General features: G+C 65.7%; 13 protein-coding genes. 1 reads left to right on the forward strand and 12 read right to left on the reverse strand.

Going from position 1 to position 14650, the window contains the following annotated elements; all coding sequences use genetic code 11:
- Positions 1–2: 2 nt before the first annotated feature.
- The 5 genes from tssH to BG60_RS01670 all read right to left on the reverse strand — a co-directional run bounded on the left by tssH (position 3) and on the right by BG60_RS01670 (position 6801).
- Positions 3–2630, reverse strand: coding sequence for a type VI secretion system ATPase TssH (tssH, locus tag BG60_RS01650; RefSeq protein ID WP_008346457.1), 2628 nt, complete (start codon positions 2628–2630; stop codon positions 3–5).
- A gap of 95 nt (positions 2631–2725) precedes the next feature.
- Complete coding sequence (gene tssG / locus BG60_RS01655) at positions 2726–3808, reverse strand: type VI secretion system baseplate subunit TssG (RefSeq protein ID WP_034470152.1); 1083 nt, start codon at positions 3806–3808, stop codon at positions 2726–2728.
- Positions 3784–5670: a type VI secretion system baseplate subunit TssF gene (gene tssF, locus BG60_RS01660; RefSeq protein ID WP_034470155.1), complete on the reverse strand. Its 1887-nt coding sequence runs from the start codon at positions 5668–5670 to the stop codon at positions 3784–3786. The genes tssG and tssF overlap by 25 nt, the downstream gene beginning before the upstream one ends.
- Positions 5671–5687: 17 nt before the next feature.
- Complete coding sequence (gene tssE / locus BG60_RS01665; RefSeq protein ID WP_008346462.1) at positions 5688–6194, reverse strand: type VI secretion system baseplate subunit TssE; 507 nt, start codon at positions 6192–6194, stop codon at positions 5688–5690.
- Positions 6195–6210: 16 nt separating this feature from the next.
- A complete protein-coding gene (locus tag BG60_RS01670; RefSeq protein WP_008346463.1) occupies positions 6211–6801 on the reverse strand; it encodes a type VI secretion system tube protein Hcp in 591 nt (196 codons plus the stop codon).
- A 144-nt stretch (positions 6802–6945) separates the two neighbouring features.
- Between BG60_RS01670 and BG60_RS01675 the strand changes: the two genes are divergently transcribed.
- Positions 6946–7428, forward strand: a complete 483-nt coding sequence (locus BG60_RS01675) for an Hcp family type VI secretion system effector (protein ID WP_008346465.1) — start codon at positions 6946–6948, stop codon at positions 7426–7428.
- 4 nt (positions 7429–7432) lie between these two features.
- On the opposite strand, the gene BG60_RS01680 is transcribed toward BG60_RS01675, so the two are convergent.
- The 7 genes from BG60_RS01680 to BG60_RS01715 all read right to left on the reverse strand — a co-directional run bounded on the left by BG60_RS01680 (position 7433) and on the right by BG60_RS01715 (position 14464).
- Positions 7433–8041, reverse strand: coding sequence for a chemotaxis protein CheB (locus tag BG60_RS01680; RefSeq protein ID WP_008346467.1), 609 nt, complete (start codon positions 8039–8041; stop codon positions 7433–7435).
- Positions 8042–8131: 90 nt separating this feature from the next.
- Positions 8132–9046: a LysR substrate-binding domain-containing protein gene (locus BG60_RS01685; RefSeq protein WP_008346469.1), complete on the reverse strand. Its 915-nt coding sequence runs from the start codon at positions 9044–9046 to the stop codon at positions 8132–8134.
- Between the two features lie 78 nt (positions 9047–9124).
- Positions 9125–9871, reverse strand: a complete 747-nt coding sequence (locus tag BG60_RS01690; RefSeq protein WP_008346471.1) for an SDR family oxidoreductase — start codon at positions 9869–9871, stop codon at positions 9125–9127.
- Between the two features lie 289 nt (positions 9872–10160).
- On the reverse strand, positions 10161–11330 hold the full coding sequence (locus BG60_RS01695) for a dihydrodipicolinate synthase family protein (protein WP_008346473.1): 1170 nt from the start codon (positions 11328–11330) through the stop codon (positions 10161–10163).
- A 6-nt stretch (positions 11331–11336) separates the two neighbouring features.
- Positions 11337–12116, reverse strand: coding sequence for a 3-ketoacyl-ACP reductase (locus BG60_RS01700; protein WP_008346475.1), 780 nt, complete (start codon positions 12114–12116; stop codon positions 11337–11339).
- Positions 12113–13258, reverse strand: coding sequence for an acyl-CoA dehydrogenase family protein (locus BG60_RS01705; protein WP_008346477.1), 1146 nt, complete (start codon positions 13256–13258; stop codon positions 12113–12115). Before BG60_RS01705 ends, BG60_RS01700 begins: the two co-directional genes overlap by 4 nt.
- Positions 13259–13669: 411 nt before the next feature.
- Entirely contained in the window at positions 13670–14464 is a 795-nt protein-coding gene (locus BG60_RS01715; protein WP_404989944.1) for a TetR/AcrR family transcriptional regulator, read from the reverse strand.
- Positions 14465–14650 lie beyond the last annotated feature (186 nt).

A 14650-nucleotide genomic window follows, 5' to 3' on the forward strand; every position in this document is an offset into this window, starting at 1 on the left:
GTTCACTCGAACGCGTAGACGAAGTCGCCCGCGCTCGCCGAGAGCCGGATGTGCGCCAGCGCGCCGCCTTCGGTGAGACGCGTCAGATATTCCGTCGAGATGCGCGGCAGGACGGTGTTCGTGAGCAGCGCGTCGATCACGCGGCCGCCCGATTCGGCTTCCGTGCAGCGCGAAACGATGAGCCGCACGGCGTCGTCGTCGTACTCGAACGGAATGCCGTGATTGTCCGCGACGCGCCGCCGGATGCGTTCGAGCTGAAGCCGCACGATGTCGGCCATCATCGCGTCGGAAAGCGGGTAGTAGGGCACCGTGACGAGCCGGCCGAGCAGCGCGGCGGGAAACACGTCGAGCAGCGGGCCGCGCAACGCGCGCGCGAGTTCCTCCGGCGCGATCGCGCGCGCGGGATCGCGGCACATCGACATGATGACTTCCGAGCCGACGTTCGACGTCAGCAGGATGATCGTGTTCTTGAAGTCGATGTAACGCCCTTCGCCGTCTTCCATCCAGCCCTTGTCGAAAACCTGGAAGAAGATTTCGTGGACGTCGGGATGCGCCTTCTCCACTTCGTCGAGCAGCACGACGCTGTACGGACGGCGGCGCACCGCTTCGGTCAGGATGCCGCCCTCGCCGTAACCCACATAGCCGGGCGGCGCGCCCTTCAGCGTCGAAACCGTATGCGCTTCCTGAAACTCGCTCATGTTGATGACGATGACGTTCTGCTCGCCGCCGTAGAGCGTTTCGGCGAGCGCGAGCGCCGTTTCCGTCTTGCCGACGCCCGACGTGCCCGCGAGCAGGAACACGCCGATCGGCTTGTCGGGATTGTCGAGCCGCGCGCGCGAAGTCTGGATGCGCTTCGCGATCATCTCGAGCGCGTGGCGCTGGCCGATCACGCGGCGATCGAGCGCATCGGCGAGATTGAGCACGGCGGCCAGCTCGTTCTTCAGCATTTTGCCGACCGGAATGCCGGTCCAATCGGCGACGACGCCCGCGATCACGCCCGCGTCGACGCTCGGCAAAATCAGCGGCGCATCGGCCTGCAATTCGGCGAGACGCGATTTGAGCGACGCGAGGCGCGCGAGCTGGTCATCGCGTGAAGCGGCGTCGGCGGCTTCGCGCAACGTCGCGCGCAACGCAAGCAGTTCGTCGACGACGCGCTTTTCCTCGTTCCAGCGCGCTTCGAGCCCGCCGAGCGCATCGCGTTCGCGTGCGAGCATCGCGGCGACATCGGCTGCGCGCGTGCCGACATCGACGCCCGCATTCGCCTCCCGCGCGACGATCTGCGCCTCGACTTCGAGCGCCTCGATACGGCGTTGGCAGTCGTCGACGAGCGGCGGCGTCGCGTGCTGGCTGACGGCGACGCGCGCACACGCCGTGTCGATGAGCGACACGGCCTTGTCGGGCAACTGCCGCGCCGGAATATAGCGATGCGACAGCCGCACGGCCGCCTCGATCGCCTCGTCGAGCAACTGCACGCGATGATGCCCTTCGAGCACCGCCGCGACGCCGCGCAGCATCCGCACGGCCTTGTCCTCGTCCGGCTCCCGAACCTGCACGACCTGAAAGCGCCGCGTGAGCGCGGGATCTTTCTCGATGTGCCGCTTGTATTCGGCCCACGTCGTGGCCCCGATCGTGCGCAGATCGCCGCGCGCGAGCGCCGGTTTCAGCAGATTGGCGGCATCGCCGGTGCCGGCCGCGCCGCCCGCGCCGACGAGCGTATGCACTTCGTCGATGAAGAGAATCACCGGCTTCGGACTCGCCTGCACATCCTCGACGACCTGACGCAGACGCTGCTCGAACTCGCCCTTCATGCTCGCGCCCGCCTGCAAAAGCCCGAGATCGAGCGACAGCAGCGCGACCTCGCGCAAGGGCGGCGGCACGTCACCGCGCGCGAGCCGCTGCGCGAAGCCTTCGACAACGGCGGTCTTTCCGACGCCCGCTTCGCCCGTCAGCAGCGGATTGTTCTGCCGCCGCCGCATGAGAATATCGACGAGCTGGCGAATCTCGTCGTCGCGGCCCGTAACGGGGTCGAGCTGGCCGCGGCGCGCCTTGTCGGTGAGATCGGTCGCGTATTTGCGCAGCGCTTCCTGCTGGCCCATGGCGGCGGGCGCGGCTTGCGCATCGGCCGCGTCCGGCTGCGGCTCGGCTTCGCTTTCCTCGACCGAATCCGCGACGATGCGCGCGAAATTGTCCGACAGGTCTTCCGGCTTGATGCGCTCGAATTGCCGCGATATGCCGACGAGCACGCTGCGCAGCCGCTGCGTCTTCAGCATGCCGACGAGCACATGCCCGGTCCGCACTTTGTTCGCGCCGAACAGCAGCGTGCCGTAGACCCAGCCGCGCTCGATCGCATCGCCGATGTGCTCGGAGATGTCGGAGATCGACGTCGCGCCGCGCGGCAGGCGATCGAGCGACGCCGTCAGCTCGCGCGCAAGGGCGGCGGCGTCCACGCCGTAATGCGCGACGATGCGCTGCCAGTCGGAGTTCGGCGTCTCCAGAATCTGCATGATCCAGTGCGCCAGCTCGACATACGGATTGCCGCGCATCTTGCAGTAGACCGTCGCGCTTTCGACGGTCTTGTAGCCGAGCCTGTCGAGCTTGCCGAACAGCGCGACACGACTGATTTCCGCCATCGCCGGACTCCTTTTTTTACGATGCGCGCGGATCGAAGGCGCGCCTCCATCCGATAAGACGGCGCAGCGGCGGCTTTTTTTCAACGTGTCCGCGTTCAGGCGAGATGCGCGTCGGCGTCGAGCGCGAGATCGGCGCAATCGGCGCGGCGCGCGGCGAGACCGAGCCACGCCGAATAGCCGAGCCGTCCGTAGCGGCCGAGCTGCGCGGTCGGCACGTCGTCGGCGGCGAGGACGAGTTGCGCGTCCCATGCAAGCTCGCCGTTCAGATGCCGGCGCACCACGGCGACGAGCGTCGGCAGCGCGGCGCCGCCCGGCAGCAGCGACTCGAACTGCGCGAGCGACAGCGGCCCGATCGCGAGGCGAAACGCGTGCTGCCGATCCCACACCGCGCGTCCCAGCACCGCGCCGCGTCCGAGTTGGGCGAAGCCCGCTGGATCGCCGGGACCGCGCATCGCCCGATGCCGCAACGCAGTGCGCTCGTCGCGTTGCAGCGTCATCCAGTGCCCGCGATACGGCTCCACGCGCACCGGCACGCGCAAGAGCGCGCTCGCGATCGCTTCGAGCGCGTCGGCGGGACGCGTCTGCATGTTGGCGAGGCCCGCGAAATGCAGCTTCGCGTGATCGGAGACGGCGTCGCGATTGCGGCTGGCTTCATCCGCGAGTCCGATCAGCGCGCCCGCATAGAAGGCGAAGCGGTCGTGGCCGGGACGATCCAGCCACGCTACCGGCCGTCCCTGCGCCCACGCGCGATAGAACAGCAGCAGGAATCGATGCAGCAGCGTATCGAGCAGGTGCGCGAAAGCCGTGTCGCCGCGATGCAGCGCGCGCTCGCGGGCGAAGTCCGTCAGATGCAGCGGCAGCGGGCCGTTCGGTCCGAGATAACCGAAGCAGCGCTGTTCGAGGCGCGGCGCGCGGGCGTTCTCATCGCGTGTGAGCGCGGCGAGCGGCGCGGGCGCGAACGAAAGCGATACGTCCTGCGCGAGACGCAGCGGCTCGTCGGCGGGACGCGCGCCGCAGCCGAGACGCGGCAAGTGCGGCGTCAGTGCCTCGACGTGCCGCATCAGGCGATAGAAATCGTGCCGATGCGGCTCGGCGGCGACTGCATCGAAGAGATCGACGAGTGCGCGCGCAGGCTCGGGCAGCGCCGCCGCGCTCAGAAGATCGCTCTCGTCCCGCATCGCGGTGCCAGGCGCAGGATTTCGCCGCGCGCGCTCGTGCGCAAAGCGGTCTGCACGAACGCGTTGATCGACACGTAGCGCGCGAAAAAGCGGTCCAGCACGCAGCCGAAGAGCCACGCGCTGCCGCCCTGAAAGGCGAGATCGTCGACGAGCACGTCGATCATGAGGCCGCGACCGAACGCGATCGGACCGGGCATCGGCAGACGGCGCACGACGCCGCGCGCATCCACGGCGGCGACGCCCGCGACCTGGCTTCGCCCCGCCTGATCGGCGTCCGCGACATGCAGCATCAACAGCGCGCGCAACGCGGCGGCGGCTTCGCGCGGCCCGTTCGACACCGACAGGTAATGCAGCGACAATTGATCGATGAGCCGCCAGCTCCGCGCCGCGTCGAGATTCGCGGGCGCGGGCCGCGACGGGCCGCTCACACAGCGCACGCGGCTCACGGGCGCGGCGATGTCGAGCGAGAAATCGTCGCCGGTGGCGCTGCGCGGCATCATCAAAGGCAGATCGCGATTGGTGCAGAGCGTCGCGAACGACAGTTGCCGCAGCGAGCCGCGATACGGCGCGGCGTTGGGGTCGACGATCGATACATACGTCTCGCTGCCCACGTATTCCGTGCGCGCGCCGCTCTTGCGCCGTCCGGCGGGCACGATGCGCGGCTCGCGCTCGGTCGTGAAGTACGCGGCCTCGCCGGGGCGGTCCGCGAGAAAGTCCGCGTAGACCGGATGGAATGTCTGCTCCGCATCGTCGTTCGCGCCGTAGCCCGAGACGGCAGTGACGGAATGCACTTCGAAGTCGAGCGGATGCGTGCGGTCCGGCACGACATGAAAGCGCGCGGCGGCTTCGGTCACGAGCGCGCGATCCGCGTGCTTCGCGAAGAGATTGATCGCGGGCACGCAATCGAGCAACACGTTGTCCTTGGTGACGATGCGTTCGAGCGACGCATCGCCGTTCGCGAGCAGAAACGTCAGTTCGATTTCGCGCGATGCGAACGACGGCAGCACATCGGCGAACCCGGCGAGGCGCGCGAATCGAAACCGCTCGGGCAGCGCGAAATACTCATGCAGCAGCCGATAACCCTGAAACGCGTTCGGCGTGACGGGCAGGAGCGCTTCGCGATCGCCGAAACCGGCGGGCGCGACGGCATCGGCAGGCAACGCGGCAAGCGCGCGGCTCGGGCGCTCGGGCGTCGATACGACGACGGCGAGCGTCCCCGACATCACGAGTTCGTACAGGCGATACGCGGTTTCGTCGCCGCCCGCGAAATGCAGGTTCAGCGCATCGAGACGCAATGCGTCGAAGGACAGGCCTTCGGGCGTCGCGAGGCGGATGCGCAGCGCGCCCTTCACGCGCGGCGCGAGCGTCTGCGTCGCGGGAATCGCGGCGAGCGGCAGGTCCTGCATCTGCGCGACATAGCGCGCGTCCGTCAGCTCGATCGGCCAGAGCGTGAGATCGGCGCCGGTGCGGAATTCGCACGGCGTCATGTGCGCGCTCGCGGCATGCCGGGCGATGAGCGCGGTGCCGCGCGGCACGGTGAAGCCATCGGCGAGATTCGGATTCGCGAGATCGGGCGCGAGACGGGCGATCAGCATCGAAGGCGTCGGGCAGGCGGCCTGCGGCAGCACGACATGCGCGAGTTGCTGCGTGAAGCGCGGAAACTCCTCTTCGATCTTCAGTTGCACGCGCGCCGCGAGAAACGCCGTGCCTTCGAGCAGACGCTCGACATAGGGATCGGCCACGTCGATGCCGCTCATGCCGAGGCGCGCGGCGATCTTCGGAAACTGCTGCGCGAACTCCGCGCCCATCTCCCGCAGATGCGCGAGCTCGGTGTTGTAGTGACGCAGAAGTCGCGGGTCCATGTGCGTGGTCGTCGTGGTCAGCGCGGGAGTTCCATCACCGTGATGCCGCCTTCTTCCAGATCGATCTGCGTGCGCAGCGCGAATTCCAGCGGCACGGGCTGCGCCCAGAGCAGGCCGCGAATCACGAGCGCGATCTGGTTGTGCATGTCGAGCACGGAACGGTCGAGCACCGGCTCGATTTCGAGCGTCGAGGGATCGATGCGCGGCTCGAAGCGCTCGATCGCCTGGCGAATCGCCTGTTCGAGCAATACCGTGTCGATGGTCGATGCGAATCGCCCCGAGAAACACGGCAAGCCGTAATTGAGCACCGATGCGAACGCGTGCGGAAAGTCGTCCTCGACGATCGCGCCGCCGAGATTCGTCGTGTTGAAGAGCCACGACACGTCGCGCAGCACGGCCGCGCGCAGCCCGCGATGCGACATGAAGCGCTCGCCGGGCGGATCGGCGCGCGTGGCGGGATCGTCGTCGATCAGGCGGTCGAGCAGCGTGGGCTGCAGACGGTCGGCGGCGCTGGGCTCGTTCATCGCGCGGTCCTTGCGCTCAACTCACGCGCCGCGTCGATACATCGAGCGCGAAGGTCACTTCCGCCCCGCGGCTGCCGGTCGCGGTCTGCGGCGCACAGGTCATCGTCAGTTGTTGCGCCGACAGTTCGAAGACCTCGCAGGGCCGCGCAAGGCGCACGCTCGTGTAGATCTGATAGTTGCGGATGTACGCCTGCTCCAGCTTCATCGACAGATATTCGATCTGCACGCCGTGGTCCGTGCCCGCCGCCTTGAAGCACTTCACATGCGCAACCGCGAGCAGTTCGGCCTGCGCGCACAGCTTCGCGAGGACGGGCGAGGCCGAGTCCACCGACTTGATGACGCAAAGCGCCGTGACGCGCATGTCGTTGGCATTGAGCGCGGCGGCGTGCGGCGCGGCGTCGTAGCCTTGCGCCCAGCGCCAGCCGTGGATCTGCATCGGCGTGTCCCAGTCGCCGCGCTTGGCCGCTTCGCCCTTGACCGGCGTGTTGCTGCGCTTGGGGACGACGTGCAGGAACATGTCGTCCGATTCCGTGAGCGCGAGCAGATCGAACTGGCGCAGGGCGTCGAGCGTGAGGTGGCTGTCGGGGCGCGTATCGCTGGGTTGCATCGTGCTCATCCGGTGGACGACGGTCTGAACACAAGACGGCGCACATCGCGCGATTTTGAAGTTCAAAAATGCGCGGTGCGTTTCGTTTTACCAGTGGATTGCACGCGCGGCGCGCAACGAAAGCCGATCACGACGGAGGATCACATGGCTACGACCGACTGTTATCTCAAGATCGATGGAATCGACGGCGAGTCGAAGCACAAGGGGGCGGAAGGGCAGATCGAAGTGCTGAGTTTCAACTGGGGCGTGACGAACGCGAGCAACCCGATGACGGGCAGCGGCAGCGGCATCGGCAAGGCGTGCCCCGGCGTGTTCCAGTTCGTGCATCAGTACGACAAGTCCGCGCCCACGCTCAAGAAGAACTGCGCGAGCGGCAAGCACATGGCGAACGCGAAACTCACCGTCAGCAAGGCGGGCGAAGGGCAGAAGGAATTTCTCACCGTCACGATGAAACAGGTCACGGTGACGAAGGTCTCGCTGATCTGCGTGCCGAATGGCCATCCGGAGCAGACGGTCGATCTGAGCTACGCGGACATCGAGTTCGAATACAAGCCGCAGGACGACAAGGGCGCGCTCGGCGGCGCCGTGAAGTTCGGCTGGGACGTGCGCAGCACCGAAGTGCGTTGATCCGTCAGGCGCTTCCCGCGCGGTCGGCCCGCGAGCGTGCTCGCTGACGCGCCAGCGGTCCGAGCAGATGGCTGATTTCGGCGACCGACAGAACCTGATCGGGGCTATCGAAATTCAGGGCGTTCATCGGCATTTGCGGCGCTTCGGCCTGCGCGGGATGTTGCACGATGCTCATTCCGCCCGCCGCCTTGATCGCCTGCAAGCCCCGCGTTCCGTCGCCCCCGCCGCCCGTCAGCACGACGCCCACGACGCGTCCGTGAAAGCACGCCGCCGCCGATTCGAAGAGCGGATCGGCCGCCGGGCGCACGTGATGGACCTTGGGACCGTCGTCGAGCGCGAGATGGCCGTCAGCCGATACCACGAGATGACGGCCCGGCGGCGCGAGATAAATGCGTCCGGGCTCGATGCTTTGTCCGTGACGCCCGTATTCCACGGTGAGCGACGTATGCCGCTGGATGCACTCGCCCAAAAGACGCGGCCCTGTCATTCCCGAATGGAGCACGATCAGAAGCGAGCCTTCATAGTCGGGATCGAGCGCACTCACGAGCCGGCATAGCGCCTTGAACCCGCCCTGCGAAGCTGCAACGACTGCAATGTCGCGTCGCACCGTCATGCTTGTCCTTGATTGTCTCTGAAGTTTTCTCCGTGGACCTAGCAAAGAAGATGCCGCGCGCCCGGATGACCGGCGACGGGCGCGCCTGTTTCAACGAACGCCGGCTTCTTCCAGCAGCCATTCCTTGAACGCGATCACGGGTGCATGGGCCGCGCTTTCCGGCCGATGCACGAGGTAGTACGCCAACTCGCAACTCTGGACGATATCGAACGGCTTGACGAGGCGGCCTTCGGCCAGATCGCGTTCGACGAGCGTCGTGCGTCCGAGCGCCACGCCGTAACCGGAAATCGCGGTTTGCAGGCCCATCGCAGAATCGTTGAGCTGCAGTCCGCGGTCGGTATCGATGCGGTAGCGGCAGCCGGCATGCAGCAGCCACGAACGCCACGTCGGGAAGAGACCGGCGCCGGTCATCGACGTATCGTGGATGAGCGGATGATGTTGCAAATCGGACGGCGCTCCGAGCGCGTGCTCGCCTTCCATCAGCGCCGGGCTGCATACCGGAAAAAATTCGTCGCGCAGCAGGAACGTAGAGACGAGGCCCGCCCATGCTCCCGCGCCGTAGCGTATGCCGACGTCGATCCGTTCGGCCGTGAAGTCGGTGAGGCGGCCGCTCGTGTCGATCCGCAGGTCGTAGTAAGGATGTCTTCGCTGAAAGCGTTCGACGCGCCAGAGCAGCCAGCGATCCGCGAAAGCCGGCGGCACGGTCAGCGTAAAGACGATGCGCGACTTGCTGGCCTTCAGCCGTTCGACGGCACTCGACAGCAGATCGAAGCCGCCTTGCAGATCCGGCAGCGCAGCGCGGGCAGCGTCGGTCAATGTGAGACGCGACGGTCCCGATGCCGATCGATGGAACAACTCGATATCCAGATAGCTTTCGAGTCCGCGAATCAGTTGGCCGACCGCGGCCGGCGTGACGTTCAACTCGTCCGCCGCCGCAGCGTAGCTCAGATGCCGCGCGACCGCCTCGAAGGCTCGCAGTGCGTTCAGATTGCTGGGCGCTCGCATGTTTCTTCATTCAGCCGTGGAATCTCGTGAATGTACAGAATCATGGTGACGCGTGCATCCGCCATCGAAGGCGATGCGTCAGAGCTGCGTCAGTCCGCCATCCACGACGACTTCGGTGCCGGTCACGAACGATGCATCTTCGCTCGCGAGAAAAAGGGCGGCACGCGCGACTTCCTGTGCTTCGCCGAAACGCTTGAGCGGCACGGCGGCTTCGATGGCCGCGCCCGCATCGGCGAGTTCCTTGTCCGACAAGCCCAGTTTCGTGTGAAACGGCGTGGCGATCGGGCCGGGGCTCACCGCATTGATGCGAATGCCACGCGGCGCGAGTTCGGCGCCGGCGGTGCGAACGAGCGAACGCAGCGCGGCTTTCGTCGCGGAAAGAATGGACAGTCCCGGCGTGCCGGTTTCATTCAGGAACGAAGTCGTGACGACGATTGCGCCGCCCTTCGGCAGATGCGGCGCCGCCTTCTGGATCGTGAAGAACACGCCGTTGAAGTTGAGCGAGAATTGCGCTTCGATCTGTTCGGGCGTCACGGCTTCGAGCGGCGCGGCCTGGCCGGCTCCGGCGTTGGCGAACACGATGTCGATACGGCCGTGGCTCTCCACGATATCGACGATCGCGCGATCGATCTGCGCCGGATCGCGCGAATCGACTTTGAGCGCGATCGCCGAATCGCCGAGAATCCGCGCTGCTTCGTCGAGCCGGCTTTGCGTCGTGCCGGTGACGATGACCGTCGCGCCTTCCTTCTGAAACAGCTTGGCCGCTTCCAGTCCGATTCCCGACGTGCCGCCCGTGACGAGCGCGACTTTGTTCTTCAGTTTCATGGCTTGCTCCTTCGATCGATGTTTGAGGTCAGGGGCTTTCGCTTGATTGCGCTGCCCGGTGACTCAACTATCGGCGAGAGGCCCGACACCGGCAAACGAGAAGATCTGCCAACGCGGAGAAGAAAAACTTTTCGGGTGTTGGAGAGGCGCAAGCGATCCTGATGCGCGCGGATCGCGTGGGCGCAGCGGGCCGATAGGCCAGCCGAGTTCGATTCTCAGGCCGCGGCGTCCGAGCGCGCTCACGTATGCCAGCGCCCGTGAATGCGTCAACGAAAGCAGATTCGCGCGCTCATGCCTCGATGCCGAGCGGCGCGAGCACCTTGCGCATGCGCTCGATCGCGAGCGCCGGATCGCGCAGCAGACGCGCCTGATCCGCGAGCCGGAACACATCCGCGAGATAGGCGGGCGGGCGCATGCCGTGATGTCCGCCCGGCATGAAGAAGTGATCCTGAAAGCCGTTCAGATACGAGAGAAAGACCACGCCCGTCTTGTAGTACTGCGTCGGTGCGCGAAAAATGTGGCGCGACAGCGGGACGGTCGGCGACAGCAACGCATGAAAGGTGTCGAGATCGTCGTTTGCGAGTGCGGCGAGCGCCTGCGACGCCGCTGGCGCGATCGCATCGAAAATGCCGAGCAGCGCGTGCGAAAAGCCGTGCTCGTCGCCGGCGATGAGACTCGGATAGTTGAAGTCATCGCCCGTGTACATCTTCACCGATGACGGCAGGCTTCGGCGAAACGCGATTTCCTTCGCGTCGTCGAGCAGCGAGATCTTGATGCCGTCCACCTTCCCGACGTTCTCGCCGATCACGTCGAGGCACACGCGCGCCGCGCCTCGATGATCGTCCGCGCCCCAGTAGCCTTCGAGCTCGGGATCGAACATCTCGCCGAGCCAGTGAAGGATCACCGGCTGATCGCACATCGCGAGCACTTCCCGATAGACGCGCCGGTAATCGTCCGGCGTGCGCGCGACTTTTGCGAGCGCGCGGCTCGCCATCAGAATGACGCGGCCGCCCACGCGTTGCACGGCTTCGAGTTGCTGCCCGTAGGCGCGGATGACTTCATCGCACGTCGAGATATCGCGCGGCGCGACATGATCCGTGCCGCAACCGGACGCGATGCGCGCGCCGGGAATGTCGCGCGTGCCCGCGATCGTGCGCGTGATCAGTTCGAGCGCGCTCGGCCACGGCAAGCCCATGCCGCGTTGCGCGGTATCCATCGCTTCGGCGATACCCAAGCCTTGCTGCAACAGATAGCGCCGATAGTCGAGCGTGCGCGCCCAGTCGATGGCGGGCGTGCCGTTCAGTTCGACCGCGCGCAACGGATCCGCGACGACGTGCGCCGCCGAATACGCGATGCGGTTGAAGGGCGCGGCGGGCGTGCGTACGTCGAGCGGCACGCCTTGCAGACGATATGTCTCGAGTGTGCCGGATGCGGTCGGGAGCGTGATGGTCGAGTTCATGTCGGATCAGTATTTGGTGACGAGCAGGCCGCCGTCGACACGGATGGCCTGGCCAACGCTGTAGGGCAATCCGCCGGTGGCGAGCGTGCGCACGGCGACGGCCACTTCCTGCGGCGTGCCCCAGCGATTGATGGCGGTGAGACCTTGCTCCATTTGCTGGTCGTAGCGTTCCTTCGACGGCGCGGTCATCTCGGTCGCGATGAGTCCCGGCTGCACTTCATACACGCCGATGCCGTGCGGCGCGAGCCGCAGCGCGAACAACGTGTTCGCCATCGAAAGCCCGGCCTTCGATACGCAGTATTCGCCGCGCAACGGCGACGCCGCGACTGCATTCGACGACGTGATCGTGATGACGCTCGGATGCGCCGCGACGCTCGCGCGCGTTCGAGCCAGCATGTGCTTCGCGAACGTCTGCATGAGAAAGAACGTGCCGCGCGTATTGACCGTCATGCAGCGGTCGAAACTTTCCGGCGTGACGTCGAGCAGATCGCCGCGCGACATGACCGAGACGCCCGCGTTGTTCACGAGGCAGTCGATCGTGCTTTCGAGCCGCGCTTCGATATCGAGCAGCATCGGGCGATGGCTGTCGATATCGGCGAGATCGTTGATGACGGCGATGGCGCGCGCGCCGCTTGCCTCGACATCGCGCACGGCCTGATCGAGTTCATCGGATGCGGCGATATCGGTGAGGGCGATATCGAAGCCCGCGCATCCGAGTTCGATGGCGATCGCGCGTCCGATGCCGCGCCGGCTGCCCGTGACGAGCGCAATGGGCCGCGCGCTCACAGCGATGCTCCGTTCGCGACGAGATCGCGCGCGATGATCGTGCGCTGAATCTGATTGGTGCCTTCGTAGATCTGCGTGATCTTCGCGTCGCGATACAGCCGCTCCACTTCATAGCCGCGAATGTAGCCGCTGCCGCCGAATATCTGCACGGCGTTCGCGCTGTGCTTGACGGCGGTGTCGCCCGCGAAGCATTTCGCCATCGAACAGGCGATGCTGGCGCGGTCGCCCGTATCGAGACGCTCGGCCGCGTCGTGCACGAGCAGGCGCGCGGCCTGAATGTCTTTCGCCATGTCGGCGAGCATCCACTGCACGCCCTGAAATTCGGCGATATGGCTGCCGAACTGCTTGCGCGTCTGCGCATAGTCGAGCGCGGCTTCGAGCCCCGCCTGCGCGATGCCGACCGCCAGCGCCGCGATGCCGACACGGCCCTTGTCGAGCACGCTCATCATGATGTGAAAGCCGCGTCCTTCTTCGCCGAGCAATGCGTCGTGACGCAGCTTCACGCGATCGAAATGCAGCTCGCCCACTTGCGACGCGCGCTGGCCCATCTTGTGTTCCTTCGGTCCCTTCGACACGCCTTCGAGATCGCAATCGACGATGAAGATGCTCATGCCGCGCTTGCCCGCGGCGGGATTCGTGCGCGCGAGCACGAACGCGACATCCGCGACGGGCGCGTTGTGAATCCACAGCTTCGCGCCGTTCAGCTCCCAGCCGTCGGCGGTGCGCGTGGCCGTGGTGCGAATGCCGGAGACGTCGGTGCCCGCATCGGATTCGGTGATGCAGTACGCGGGCCGCAGCGCCGCGCGCAACAACGGCTCCATGTACTGCGCGCGCTGCGCCTCGGTGCCGTGCACGCTCAGCAACGTGCCGACGAGTTCGAGCAGGCCGCATTGATCCGCCACCGACGAATAGCCGCGCGACAGTTCTTCCATGACGAGCGCGTACGCGGCGGCATCGAGACCCGCGCCGCCGTATGCTTCCGGCACCGTGATGCCGAAAAGCCCGAGCTCGCCCATCTGCCGATAAACCTCCGCCGGAAAGCGCTCTTCGCGGTCGAGTTCTTCCGCCAGCGGACGGATGACTTCCTGCGCGAAACGGCGCGTCGTGTCGCGAATCTGTTGATGTGTTTCCGAGAGTTTCATGCCGTCTCCGATCGATATGAAAAGGCCCGCAATTTGCATTCGGCCGACCCGTTCAGATAAACCGGAGCGCCTCGCAGAAGACCTTGAATTACGTGGTTTTGTGTGCCGGCATTCGCAGCAAGTAACCATCTGGTGGGTTATTTAAGACCAACGAAACGCCGCTGTCAACGTGTTTCGCGGCCGATGAAAACGGAGGATGACTTGAGCAAGTGGATGCAGGCCGCCGACGCGGTGCTCGCGCAACTTGAGGCGCGTTTCCTTGGCGACCGGGCACTCGCGCGCTCTGACGATCGTTCGTGCGCTCGGCATCGGCGATGGCAAGGGCAGCGGGCTAGGCCGCCTGGCTCACGAGGGAAGGGTCAGGCGTGTGAGCGGCTTCTCGCGGCCGCATAAGCGGCGCGAACGTATTCGCTATTTGCGGATGGTCCGCAGCACCGTGTCGATGTTGAAGGCGAGGCGCGCATCGAGCGCTTCCTTCTCCATGAAGTCGAAGTCGAAGATCAGCCCGCTCGTAAAACGGTTGGTCAGATAGTAGTAGCTGATGCCGGCCATCGTGATGTGCAGCTGCCGCGGATCGATGCCGCTGCGAAATGCGCCCGATGCGACGCCGCGATCGAGGATGCGCTGCAGCATCGACGTGAAGTTCTGATGGAGTTCCATGAAGCGCGCGGACTTCTTCACGTGACGAGCCTTGTGAAGATTTTCGTTGCTGACGAGGTTCAGGAATTCCGGATGACGAAGGTAGTGGTTCCAGGTATGCGTGACGAGGGCGGCGATCGCATCCTCGGGTGACAGATGATCGAGATCGAGTTTTTGCTCGGCGGAACGGATGTCGGCGTAGACATCCTCCAGCACCTCGAGGAACAGGTTCTCCTTACTGCCGAAGTAGTGATAGATCATCCGCTTGTTGGACTTCGCGCGGGCCGCAATGGCTTCGACGCGAGCGCCATCGAGACCGAGTTTCGCGAACTCCTTCTTCGCCGCTTCGAGAATGCGGGCGCGTGTGACTTCGGGATCGCGCTGTCTGGGTTGGCGAGTGGCGGTAGCCTTCGTGGCTTTGGCGGATTTCGCGGCCGCTTTTTCTGGCGTGGTCGCAATGGTCATGGGGTTCTCATGCACAGAAGTCCGGGAGCCGGCCAATGCCGGCGGTCTGGCGACGACTATAAACCAAAACGTTCGTCTTAAGAGAGTAACCGGGTAGTGCATGGAATGAGGCAGACAGGGTGACGACGAGTGAATCGAAAGCAGCCCTGAAGCTCCCGCGCGAGGCGATATGCACCGCGATGTATATCGACGGCAGGCATCACGCGAACGCGGAGTGCGAATTCATCGCGCGCAAGCGTTCAGGCCATGGCGTGCCGGTGGCGGCGACGGCGCGCCCGCGGCCGCACG

The organism is Caballeronia zhejiangensis (genome assembly GCF_000698575.1).
GTDB lineage: Bacteria > Pseudomonadota > Gammaproteobacteria > Burkholderiales > Burkholderiaceae > Caballeronia > Caballeronia zhejiangensis.

Excerpts from the sequence above, each read along its gene's own strand:
- tssH (WP_008346457.1), bottom strand. The coding sequence starts at position 2,630 with ATGGCGGAAATCAGTCGTGTCGCGCTGTTCGGCAAGCTCGACAGGCTC.
- tssG (WP_034470152.1), bottom strand. The coding sequence starts at position 3,808 with ATGCGGGACGAGAGCGATCTTCTGAGCGCGGCGGCGCTGCCCGAGCCT.
- tssF (WP_034470155.1), bottom strand. The coding sequence starts at position 5,670 with ATGGACCCGCGACTTCTGCGTCACTACAACACCGAGCTCGCGCATCTG.
- tssE (WP_008346462.1), bottom strand. The coding sequence starts at position 6,194 with ATGAACGAGCCCAGCGCCGCCGACCGTCTGCAGCCCACGCTGCTCGAC.
- BG60_RS01670 (WP_008346463.1), bottom strand. The coding sequence starts at position 6,801 with ATGCAACCCAGCGATACGCGCCCCGACAGCCACCTCACGCTCGACGCC.
- BG60_RS01675 (WP_008346465.1), top strand. The coding sequence starts at position 6,946 with ATGGCTACGACCGACTGTTATCTCAAGATCGATGGAATCGACGGCGAG.
- BG60_RS01680 (WP_008346467.1), bottom strand. The coding sequence starts at position 8,041 with ATGACGGTGCGACGCGACATTGCAGTCGTTGCAGCTTCGCAGGGCGGG.
- BG60_RS01685 (WP_008346469.1), bottom strand. The coding sequence starts at position 9,046 with ATGCGAGCGCCCAGCAATCTGAACGCACTGCGAGCCTTCGAGGCGGTC.
- BG60_RS01690 (WP_008346471.1), bottom strand. The coding sequence starts at position 9,871 with ATGAAACTGAAGAACAAAGTCGCGCTCGTCACGGGCGGCACGTCGGGA.
- BG60_RS01695 (WP_008346473.1), bottom strand. The coding sequence starts at position 11,330 with ATGAACTCGACCATCACGCTCCCGACCGCATCCGGCACACTCGAGACA.
- BG60_RS01705 (WP_008346477.1), bottom strand. The coding sequence starts at position 13,258 with ATGAAACTCTCGGAAACACATCAACAGATTCGCGACACGACGCGCCGT.
- BG60_RS01715 (WP_404989944.1), bottom strand. The coding sequence starts at position 14,464 with ATGCACTACCCGGTTACTCTCTTAAGACGAACGTTTTGGTTTATAGTC.